Below are 10,472 nucleotides of genomic sequence, written 5' to 3'. Positions count from 1 at the left end.
CCTGTAAATAGGCACTTTACGGCACTCTATGAACTAAGACAAAAGCTACGCTGTAATAACAAGAGGTGAGTGCTAATATTTTTGTGAAGAATTTGTGAACGCTACGGTCTGTGCTAGACGGATATCCACCGGACATCCAGCCCCCATCACATACTGCATAAAAAGGAACAACATATTTTTGCAACTTATCTTGCACTTTCACTGCTATCAACAAATATATCTTCTGTTTATATATATTATTACCATGAATTTGCATTGCTCAGTCTACAATCCCCAATAACCAGTCTCTGGCATTAATACGTCGAATTCCCTCATATTGTTCTTCTGGTTCTTCATCCATTGTTAAGATAATCTTTGGATAATGATCTCGTATCGCCTGTAATGGCCTTAATTCTCTTAAAAGTGTATTTTCATCTCGTACAGTCAGTGCCACCTGGAAATATACTGTTCCCTTTTTATTCTGTGCCACAAAATCCACTTCATATGAATCGATTTTTCCAACATACACCTCATATCCTCGACGTAACAATTCCAGATAGACTATATTTTCCAGAACATGTCCTGCATCTGCCTGCCTCGAACCTAAAAGCATATACCTCATTCCAATATCAACTATATAATATTTTTCAAGAGTTTTTAAATATTGTTTCCCCTTTATATTATAACGTTTTGCCTGATATATAATATAGCTCTCGCTAAAAGCCTCTAGATATTTTTCCACCGTTTTTGTATCAATTTTTCGCCCTTCTGAGGTCATCGTATCTGCAATTTTTTTTGATGACAATGGATTTCCTATATTATCAAACACAAATCTTAAGACACTCTTAAGCATCATAGTATCTGTAATTTTTTTTCTGTTTATAATATCCTTTACAACAATCGTATTATAGATTCCTTCCAGATAATCTCTGATCTCATCTGGCTGATTTTTTAATTCCAGTGTAAACGGAAATGAACTATTCTGCAAATACTCAGCATATTTGATTCCTCTGTCATTCATACTGCCAGTACTCTCCATATATTCCTTAAAAGACAACGGCAACATTTCAATCTGAATATATCTTCCTGAAATCATAGTTGCAATCTCACTGGACAACATATATGCATTGGAACCAGTCACATAAATATCTATGTTTTTTTTAATATAAAGACTGTCCAACACTTTCGGAAAATCTGTTACATTCTGAATTTCATCAAGGAAAATATATGTCATTTTTCCATCAATCAGACGTTCCTTTAAATATTTATATAATTTCCTGTAATCTGTCAGTTCTTCATAATCAAGATCTTCAAAATTAATAGAAATAATCTGTTCTTCCTCAATCCCATGCTCTTTTAAATAATTGCGATAAATTTCCAGAAGCATAGATTTTCCACAACGTCGTACACCTGTAACAATTTTAATCAACTGCTTATCTTTCCAGGCTATCAGTTTTTCTAAATATTCTTTTCTTTCTATAATCATAATAATGCTCCTTTCTTTACTAATTATATTCCAAAAGCAACAAAAAAATCAATAGTTTTAGGATTGTAGTCCCAAAACTATTGATTTTTTTATTTTTATTGGAACAAAAATTAACTTACTAGCTGCTTCTGATAATTTACTGATGGCAATAGATCTTGCAGATGGCATTACTTTCCACAGCACTCCACAATGGCCTTTTCCACATCTTCTATCTGGAATGGTTTTGCCAGATGTGCGGTCATGCCGGCTGCGAGACATCTTTTTGCATCTTCCTCAAATGCATTTGCAGTCATTGCAATGATCGGAACTGTTTTTGCATCCGCCCTGTCCATAGCACGTATGGCTTTTGTTGCTGCGATACCATCCATAACAGGCATCATGACATCCATCAATATGGCATCAAAGGTTCCCGGAGAATTACTTTCGAAGTACTCCACCGCCTGTCTGCCGTTATTTGCAACTGTAACCTTCGCACCGTCATCAGTCAGCAACATTTCTATGATTTCAGCATTAAGCTCATTATCCTCGGCTGCCAACAGATGCAATCCACGAATATTATATTTCTCTGCAATTTCCTCATCCTTTTTCTGTTTCTCTGCAATCTCAAAAGGAATGGTAATGACAAACACAGATCCAACTCCCACCTGACTTGTCACTTCAATACTTCCATGCATCTGCTCAATCAATCCCCTGGCAATCGCCATTCCCAGACCAGTTCCCTGATAAACACTACGGGCATCTGTTTTTTCCTGTGAGAACGGATCAAAAATGCGGCTCAGGAACTCTGCACTCATCCCTATACCTGTATCAGAAATTGTCCATCTGTATGTACAGATCCCATCATGTACATCTACAGCCTCCATTACCGTGGTAATCTTTCCTCCCGGCCGATTATACTTAATGCAGTTTCCATAGATATTCAGAAAAATCTGGCGAAGATGCAGTGAGCTTCCATAGACATAAGGATAGGGAATATCCTCCTTATTTTTCTCATAAATCCACTGAATATCCTCATCTGCTGCCCTGTGTGTGATAATGCTCTCAATCTCATAGACCAGATCTTTAAGACAGATATATTCATGAGTCAAAACAATATGACCTTCCTCTATTTTGCTCATCTGCAGAACATCATTAATAAGGGAAAGTAAATAATCCGCTGCTATCTTCATCTTTTTATGATTTTCCCGTATCAGTGCTTTATCCTCAAAATGGGTCTCATCAATCTTTAACAGACCAATAATACCATTCAAAGGTGTCCTGATATCATGGCTCATACGGCTTAGGAAATTCGTTTTCGCCCTGCTCTCGGCACGCATTTCATTAAATGCAGCCTGAAGGCGTGCCTGTTCCTGCTCATCCCGTTCATGTCTCTGTGTGGTATCCTGCAACAGAATGATTGCATAAATCATAGGGATCTCAGCAAGAATTTCTGTATCAAACACCACCATTCTGGTCATAAGAACTGTTTTCTGTACCCAGCGGATACTTCCATCATCTTCGCGGGCACAATACTCCACAGACATATTTGTTTCTCCGTTCTCAAACCTCTTACGAAGCTTTTCACAATTATCTGTCATACAGTAACCGGCAATTGTTTCCTGGGTGATTTTTTTCTCATATTCCCAGCAGTAATCCTGATAAGAACATGGAAGTGAATAATCCATAAAAAGTTCCCGGCTCTTCTGTTCTTTTCCATTCAGTACAATCCTTCTTTCCAGAACATCTTTTGTCAGATTTACTGTATAGATCACATCTGACAATTCCAGAAGCGCATCCACATAGCTGTCATTTTCCAGGATAGACTGTTTCAGCTGTTCATAATAAAGCTGCAGCTGCTCTTTTGCCCCTGTCTGACCTTCTGAAGTCTTTCGGATGGTTTCAAATGCCAGGAGAAAATGATGCAGCTTTTTGTCCTCATCCCTGTCCACAGGAATCAGTGTCAGGCGGTTATATGCCCCCTGTTTCCCGATATTATACTCATATTCCAGCACATCTTTCTTCGTATGCATTTTCTTTTGAAGTTCCGAAATCTGCAGCCCTTCGCGAATATCTGCCTGACAGAACTTTTCAATCTGTTCCTCTATGATCTGTTCCACTGCACCGGAATATGCACCATCAGAGGCCAGGAAAAAATTTTCACTGGAACGAATCGCCCGATAGGTATCCATCCCGGCATCACAATACAGACAATCTGAGAAATTACTGCCGTGCTGATTAAGCAGCTTTAACAGCTGATATCCCTGATTCTTTTCTGCTGCAGCCTCTTCCCTTTTTACATGATTCTTATTGATATACATGTTTTTGTCTGCGCAGTTAAACAGCTCCCTCATTGTACTTCCGGGAAAATCACAGGCCAGTGCAAAACCTACCGCATAGCTTAGCTGAGTATCCGGATACACTCTGGATTCCTCTGCCATATCTCTGCGCACCTTTTCAAGGCACTGTGTCATCTGTTCCCTGTCCAGTCCATGGGTAACTACAAGAAACTCATCTCCACCTGCTCTTCCCACAAACTGCTCTGCTGGTATGGAAGCCCGCAGGCAGATAGCAAATCTACGGATATAGGCATCACCGGCTTCATGTCCTCTGCTGTCATTAATACGCCGTAGATTATTAAGGTCAAAACTGCAGACACCGGTATCTGCATCCGTTTCTTCCTCACTCAGTAATTCTTCACATTTATTTTTGTTCGGAAGTCCTGTCGCATCATCCAGATATACTTTTCGCTGCAACAGACGGTTCATTGCAGCATACTGTATTGCTTTTATAAACTCATATCCGATCAGCAGCATCAACACAACAATATCTGCTGTGATATATTTTTCAAGCAATGATAAGGATGTGGCTTTTTTCTGCGAATATTTTTCGGCCAGACCTGTTGCTTCATCACAGATTACAAAGAAATCCTCACTTCTGGATATAATATCTGTTTTTTCATATCCTTCAGACCGCCCCAAACAGATTTCTTTATACAGATCAGAAAATCCCTCGTCCAGTTCCTGCATTTTATTCTGAAAATCCGTATCATTCAGATATACCAGATTCAGTTTCGTATTTCCATTGCGCAGACCATCAATGAAAGACCTTACCTCCTGGATCATTGCATCGTCCTGTTCCCCGGCAACCTCCAGCTTGATGATCCTCTGTGTCTCTCCACGGACTAAACCAGTATAATTTACAATACGAGCCGTTCCCTGAATATCAGAAACAATTCCCATCATTATAATAATAAGAATAGCCAGAATAACTGCCAGAACACCAATACTGACCTGAATCATACTGGATTTCTTTTTCTTATTCTTTACTTCGGACATGGTCCTCCCCCTTCTTGTTTTATTCTGTAAAAATGGCCTGGATGAACCGATATCCCAGATATCCTGATATAGCGCCTGCCAGGACTCCGCCAAGAACATCTGTGGGATAATGCACATACAAATACAATCTTGATATTCCTATCAGACAGGCAAGAACCAGAACCGGTTTCCACAGCTTCTTTTCTCCCATTCTTTCAGCATATACATTATTTTACCCTACTTTTTCCTGTATGCCTACTCAAATTTGAATGTATTTATTTATAAACAGGATTAGGGTGTCAAAAGGTCACTGACCTTTGATATATATTTCCTTTTGCATCAAATAAGTGAAACCGGCTCAGTTCCGGTTCTTCTTTTGGATCTCGCTCAAACCGAAGAATATACTGTTCCAGTAATTTCTCAACTTCTTTCTGGTTATCCAATTTGCCAAGATACTCCTTCTCTTTGAACAATTGCCAGCCTGCTTTTCCATCAAGACCAGCGTCTTTGAAAAATGTCAGTAACTTATCACTTCCTTTCAGGCAAAGAAAAAGACGCAAGCCACATTTCTATGACTCACGCCTTACTTCGCTCACAATATTCTATTTTCATTAGTTATCTGCTAGATTGTTTACTGGCAACATTTATACATAAATCAATTCCTTGAGAATAATCTCTTCCGCAATCGCTCTGTGCTGATTAGCAGCTCTTACCCAGGCAATCTGATTTTTCTCTTTATCCGGTAATGGTTCTTTTTCTTCCAACTGTTTCAGGATCACTTCTTCCCGTTCTCTGGCTGCCTGCGTTCATTTTATTAGCACTCTCCATTTCTCATCATTTTTTGACCACAAATTTACGACATTTACGACAAATCTGACACTGCTTTACAATACCAGACAAAATGACTGATGCCCCGGAAAGCCTGTAAAACAGGCACTTCTAGGATACACAAGCCAGGACAAAAATCGACTTTCATTATCAAGAGGTGAGTGCTAATTTCACATTTTCCAATTTTTCTATTTTCCTACAGCATTTCCCTCAGCTGATAATTTGTATACACCTGTTCATAATCATATTCCGAATCATACCTGGTAAGTGTCACCATAGGATCTGCACCTGGAATGATCTGGTAGCTATAGGAAACTTCGTAATCCTCATCTATAAATTTCACAGCCCCCTGGTTTTCAGAGCCTTCTGTGATTTCCGTCCTGTAAGCTGTGAAAACACGTCCGCTGTTTATGTCGTTTGCCATGGCTGTCATAACTTCGGCCAGATTTCCAAGATCCTCATTTATCGTAAACTGGTTCCAGCGGTCTACCAGAACCGCACCATAGCATTTATCGCCATACTCACTGGTGGCCTCTCTCCAGCAAATGTTGATATAGTTATCATCCGTTATTCTGTAGCTTCCAACATAGTCCCTGGGATCATAATATTCATCTCCTGCCCAATGAGCTGTAAAGGTTCCATTGTCTTCATCCACGGAAACTTCATAACCTTTTTCCAAATTCGCAGCCCCAAGATAGCGGGCAATGATCTCCTCCGGATTGTCTGTTTCCGGATGATAAATGTAGGGATTCTCCTTTGGAATCTTAGCTTTTTCACTATCTTCCAGATCGTCCAGATGATCCAGGCTCTGAGCTTCTCCTGTCTGCACCAGTTCACGTCCAAAAATCACCTGGGTATCCTCATCTAAGCTCCCCACAAACTCTCCGTCCACTGTATCAAGATAAATGTCTCCTTCCTCCAGGGAAACAAGTATTTTCCCGCCCTCCAGCTTCCATGAGACCTTCAGAATTTCTGCCGAGTCTGACTCCTCACTATTGTAGGACATTTCCATGTAAGCACTTCCGTCTTCCATTAGCCTCATTTCCAAGTATTGGTTCAAATATTCCGCTACATTGTGGCGTTCGCTGCTTTCGTCGGAATATATTACATAATTGGCATACCAGATGCCCATATAGTCCTCCGGATTTTCGATTTCTGCATGGGCAATAGCAGGAAACAATGCGGCGGTTAACATTCCGGTAAATATTGCAGCAATTATTTTTCTTTTCATAAGCACCCTCCCTGGATCATATAATTTTTCTGAAAAATATAGTTTTAACTTTGCAGCCAGATACAAAACAGTAACCAGAAATTTTTTCTACAACTGTATCATTCTGCTGTAACTATATTATAAGAAATTTACCCAGGAAAAAGCACTATACTCTGGTTAGTATTTTTCTCATTGCCCATATAAAAAGGATCCAGCTTGCAGGATTCTCTGCCTGCGGAGGGTCGCCTCGAGCGACAGCTACCCTTCCGCCGCAGTGCGTTCCTGCTCAGTAAGACTTTTGATGTAATAGGCAATTCCAACAGAATTTCCTATTACATAAAAAAGGCGTCCCCTGCAAGCTGAACCACTTACAAGAACGCCCTATACATCGAATATTAAGTAACTGCCATATTAACTTGTCTGATTTTTCAGACACACTCTACCGCTCTATACCATATTCTATCTCTCTAAAAGCTTCCCAATCAGGCTTGTCACCAGAAACGCCGCAATATCTACAGCCACAATAGTAGACCCTACCGGCGTTCCGCCCAGGATGGAAACAATAATTCCAAGAAATGCACACAACACAGATAAAATCGCCGAACAGATAATTACTGCGCTGAATCGTTTATAGATTCTCATTGCCGACAGTGCCGGGAAAATGATCAAAGCTGAGATCAGCAGGGACCCCACCAGATTCATAGCCAGTACAATGATCACTGCTGTGATCACCGCAATCAGAAGATTGTACATATCTGTCCTGGTTCCAGTAGCTTTTGCAAAATTTTCATCAAAGGTAACTGCAAATATCTTATGATAAAATACTGTAAACAGTGCCACAACAATAACAGACGCCACTACACACAGCCACACCTCAGATGTGGTCAGGGTCAGGATTGACGTAGAACCAAACAGGCTGCTGCACACATCTCCGGAAATATTAGAACCTGTGGAAAAAACATTCATCAGCAGATAGCCAACTGCCAGGGCTCCAACCGAAATCATAGCGATTGCCGCATCTCCTTTGATCTTTGTACTCTGTCCTGTACGAAGAAGCAGCACCGCACAGATCACAGTTACCGGCATAACGAACAGCATATTGTTGCTGAAATTCAGCACCGACGCAACGGCCATAGCGCCGAATGCCACATGGGACAGTCCATCCCCAATAAAGGAAAACCGCTTCAGCACCAACGTTACCCCCAGAAGAGAGGAGCAAAGTGCAATAAGCACGCCTACGATCAAAGCATACCACACAAATGGATACTGGAAATAAAATGCCAGTTTTTCAAAAATTCCGCTCATGCTTTTCCCTCCTCTCCAGCATCCACAAGCCGCTTTCCAATCTTGCTTTCCAGATATTCCTCTTTTGTTCCGAAGAAAACCTTCTGCCCAATATGCAGCACATGACTTGCATAAGTTGCTACTTCACCGATATCGTGAGAAATCATGATGATGGTTACTCGGTCTTCTTTATTTAATTCGTTGATAATCTGGTACATATCCGCAGTTGCAACCGGATCCAGGCCAGAAACAGGCTCATCCAGAAGGAGGATTTTCCTTGTGGCGCAGAGAGCTCTGGTCAGAAGCACTCTCTGCTGCTGCCCGCCGGACAATTGTCGATAACAACGGTCAGCCAGATCCGTAATCCTGGTTTTCTCCATCAATTCACGGGCTTCTTTTTTCTCTGCTTTATTGTAAAAAGGACGAAGTCCCATTCTTCCCAGGAAACCGGACATCACAATTTCGTCTACCGAAGCAGGGAAGTCTCTCTGAAGTGCAGTCTGCTGTGGCAGGTAGCCAATCTCGTTGATTTTTAAATCGTCTCCCAGAATGATACTGCCGCTCATAGGGCTCTGAAGATGAAGAAGGGTTTTCATCAGTGTGGATTTCCCAGAGCCGTTTTCTCCTACGATACAAAGGTAATCACCGGAATTTACGCTGAAATTCAGCCCGGACAAAATCGCTTTTCCTTCATATCCCAATGTAAGGTTCTCGCAAGTAATCAGACTCATAATGCCTCCTTCAGAATCTGGAGATTATTTTCCATGATGGAAAGGTATGTGGTTCCCTCTTCCACATCCTTTGTTGTTACGGACTGCATGGAATTTAATGTCAAAATCTTCTGATCCTTAGTGTTTGTATTTTCAATTACTGCTTTCGCTACTTTCTGATCGGAATTCTCGATAGTGAGAACAGCCGGAAGGTTCAGCTCATCCAGCTTGCCAGCCAGAAATGTGATGGTCTCGAAACTGGCATCTGTTTCTGCTGAACAGCCGGCAAATGCAGCGTAGTAAGTAAGATTGTAGTCGTCAATTAAATAGCGGAACGGGAAACGATCCGCAAAAAGCAGGGTTTTGGACTGGGATTTCTCCACTGATGTCTGGTATTCCTGATCGAGAGCTGCCAGTTTTTCTTCGTAAGCCTCGGCGTTCTGCTGATAAAGCCGGGAATGCTCCGGATCGGCATCAGCCAGACTACTGGCAATGGTGTCGCAGAATAGAGACGCATTTTTCAAAGACAGCCAGACATGCTCATCGTATTCCAGATCATCATCGTGGGTATGCCCTTCTTCGTGAGTGTGGTCGTCTTCATCCTGCATCCCCTCTACAAGCTCTTCTTCCTTCACCTGGTCTCCCAGCACGTCCATCAGGTTGATTGCTTTTCGGTCTGGGTTTCCGGCGCCCTTCAATGCATCGGCAACCCAGGAATCAGACTCACCGCCTACATAAATAAACAGGTCACAGGTGGATACTTTCAAAATATCTTCCATGGTAGGCTGGAAACTATGCATGTCTGTTCCGTTACCCAAAAGCAGGGTAAGATCCACATTATCAGCCTGGTCGCCCAGGATTTCCTTTACCCAGTCGTATTCTGGAAAAATAGTGGCTACAATCTGAAGCTTCTGACTATCTGATCTGGCATTTTCCTGTTCGCTGCCATTTACCCCGCTCTGGCTTTCCGCCACACTGGAATTGTCAGTTCCTGCCGCCGCACCTGCACCGCAGCCTGCAAGAAGGCAGGCAGTACCTATTGTGGCAGCTGACATAAATAGCCTTTTGAATTTATTTTTTAATTTGTGCATGTTCAACCTCATTATTTTCCTCTACACTCCTCACAGATTCCATAAAACACCGTCTTGGTAAAATCCCACTGAAATCCATGGTCTGCCAGCATATGCTCGCCCAGATGTGTCATTTCCCCGCATTCCAGATGAATCACCTTTCCACACTTCTCGCATTTGCAATGAAAGCATATATGTTTATGACAATGCTCATCATGTCCCAGATACTCGAAGCATGCACTGCTGGTGCCGTCTACCACATATTTGGCAACCAGTCCCTGCTCCACCATCCGGTCAAGCTGGCGGTACACCGTTGTGGTTCCGATAGAAATCCCCTGACTTTTAAAGTATTTGCATATATCGCTGACTGTAACATGTTTTCCTTCCATAGAGCACAGATAATTCTCCAGCTCTGTAATCTGTCTGGTACGATATTGTGCTTTTTCGCTCATTTCCCGCGCCTCCAATTTGAAAATCATTTTCATATTATAGCAGATTCTTTTTCAAAGTCAATATGAAAATCGTTTTCATTTTTGTCACTCCGTATTTTTTACAGTGCAATCAAAAATTCTCTTGTTTATGCAGCACACAAGTGCTATTCTTATTCACAAA

At 41.5% G+C, this 10,472-nt stretch carries 9 protein-coding genes and 1 pseudogene; all 10 read right to left on the bottom strand.

The annotated features are described in order from the left end of the window. Nucleotides 1-259: 259 nt before the first annotated feature. Nucleotides 260-1,465 carry an ATP-binding protein gene (locus tag I4V84_RS11095; RefSeq protein WP_118577695.1) on the bottom strand — a complete coding sequence of 402 codons (1,206 nt, stop codon included), beginning with the start codon at nt 1,463-1,465 and terminating at the stop codon, nt 260-262. 167 nt (nt 1,466-1,632) lie between these two features. Then, nucleotides 1,633-4,779: a response regulator gene (locus I4V84_RS11090; RefSeq protein ID WP_195991985.1), complete on the bottom strand. Its 3,147-nt coding sequence runs from the start codon at nt 4,777-4,779 to the stop codon at nt 1,633-1,635. 19 nt (nt 4,780-4,798) lie between these two features. Beyond that, nucleotides 4,799-4,969, bottom strand: coding sequence for a phosphatase PAP2 family protein (locus I4V84_RS11085; RefSeq protein WP_334286063.1), 171 nt, complete (start codon nt 4,967-4,969; stop codon nt 4,799-4,801). An 88-nt stretch (nt 4,970-5,057) separates the two neighbouring features. After that, nucleotides 5,058-5,318 (bottom strand): hypothetical protein, encoded by a 261-nt coding sequence (locus tag I4V84_RS11080; RefSeq protein WP_226854149.1) that lies wholly within the window; start codon nt 5,316-5,318, stop codon nt 5,058-5,060. An 84-nt stretch (nt 5,319-5,402) separates the two neighbouring features. After that, nucleotides 5,403-5,549: pseudogene (locus tag I4V84_RS11075) on the bottom strand (TnpV protein); the annotation flags it as partial. 233 nt (nt 5,550-5,782) lie between these two features. Continuing rightward, the gene (locus tag I4V84_RS11070; RefSeq protein WP_195991983.1) at nt 5,783-6,817 is read right to left on the bottom strand and encodes a hypothetical protein; all 1,035 of its coding nucleotides are present in this window, start codon (nt 6,815-6,817) and stop codon (nt 5,783-5,785) included. A gap of 438 nt (nt 6,818-7,255) precedes the next feature. Further along, entirely contained in the window at nt 7,256-8,101 is an 846-nt protein-coding gene (locus I4V84_RS11065) for a metal ABC transporter permease (RefSeq protein ID WP_195991981.1), read from the bottom strand. Next, on the bottom strand, nt 8,098-8,811 hold the full coding sequence (locus I4V84_RS11060) for a metal ABC transporter ATP-binding protein (RefSeq protein ID WP_195991979.1): 714 nt from the start codon (nt 8,809-8,811) through the stop codon (nt 8,098-8,100). The genes I4V84_RS11065 and I4V84_RS11060 overlap by 4 nt, the downstream gene beginning before the upstream one ends. Then, entirely contained in the window at nt 8,808-9,845 is a 1,038-nt protein-coding gene (locus I4V84_RS11055) for a metal ABC transporter substrate-binding protein (protein ID WP_243284075.1), read from the bottom strand. Before I4V84_RS11055 ends, I4V84_RS11060 begins: the two co-directional genes overlap by 4 nt. A gap of 47 nt (nt 9,846-9,892) precedes the next feature. Then, a complete protein-coding gene (locus tag I4V84_RS11050) occupies nt 9,893-10,312 on the bottom strand; it encodes a transcriptional repressor (RefSeq protein WP_195991975.1) in 420 nt (139 codons plus the stop codon). Nucleotides 10,313-10,472 lie beyond the last annotated feature (160 nt).

This window comes from Ruminococcus sp. 1001713B170207_170306_F1 (assembly GCF_015668065.1).
Lineage (GTDB): Bacteria > Bacillota > Clostridia > Lachnospirales > Lachnospiraceae > Blautia_A > Blautia_A faecis.
Note: the sequence above shows the minus strand (reverse complement) of the source record. Positions and strands in the feature narration are given on the sequence as shown.

Coding starts and splice junctions, on each gene's coding strand:
- I4V84_RS11095 (WP_118577695.1), bottom strand. CDS start 1,465: ATGATTATAGAAAGAAAAGAATATTTAGAAAAACTGATAGCCTGGAAA.
- I4V84_RS11090 (WP_195991985.1), bottom strand. CDS start 4,779: ATGTCCGAAGTAAAGAATAAGAAAAAGAAATCCAGTATGATTCAGGTC.
- I4V84_RS11085 (WP_334286063.1), bottom strand. CDS start 4,969: ATGGGAGAAAAGAAGCTGTGGAAACCGGTTCTGGTTCTTGCCTGTCTG.
- I4V84_RS11070 (WP_195991983.1), bottom strand. CDS start 6,817: ATGAAAAGAAAAATAATTGCTGCAATATTTACCGGAATGTTAACCGCC.
- I4V84_RS11065 (WP_195991981.1), bottom strand. CDS start 8,101: ATGAGCGGAATTTTTGAAAAACTGGCATTTTATTTCCAGTATCCATTT.
- I4V84_RS11060 (WP_195991979.1), bottom strand. CDS start 8,811: ATGAGTCTGATTACTTGCGAGAACCTTACATTGGGATATGAAGGAAAA.
- I4V84_RS11055 (WP_243284075.1), bottom strand. CDS start 9,845: ATGTCAGCTGCCACAATAGGTACTGCCTGCCTTCTTGCAGGCTGCGGT.
- I4V84_RS11050 (WP_195991975.1), bottom strand. CDS start 10,312: ATGAGCGAAAAAGCACAATATCGTACCAGACAGATTACAGAGCTGGAG.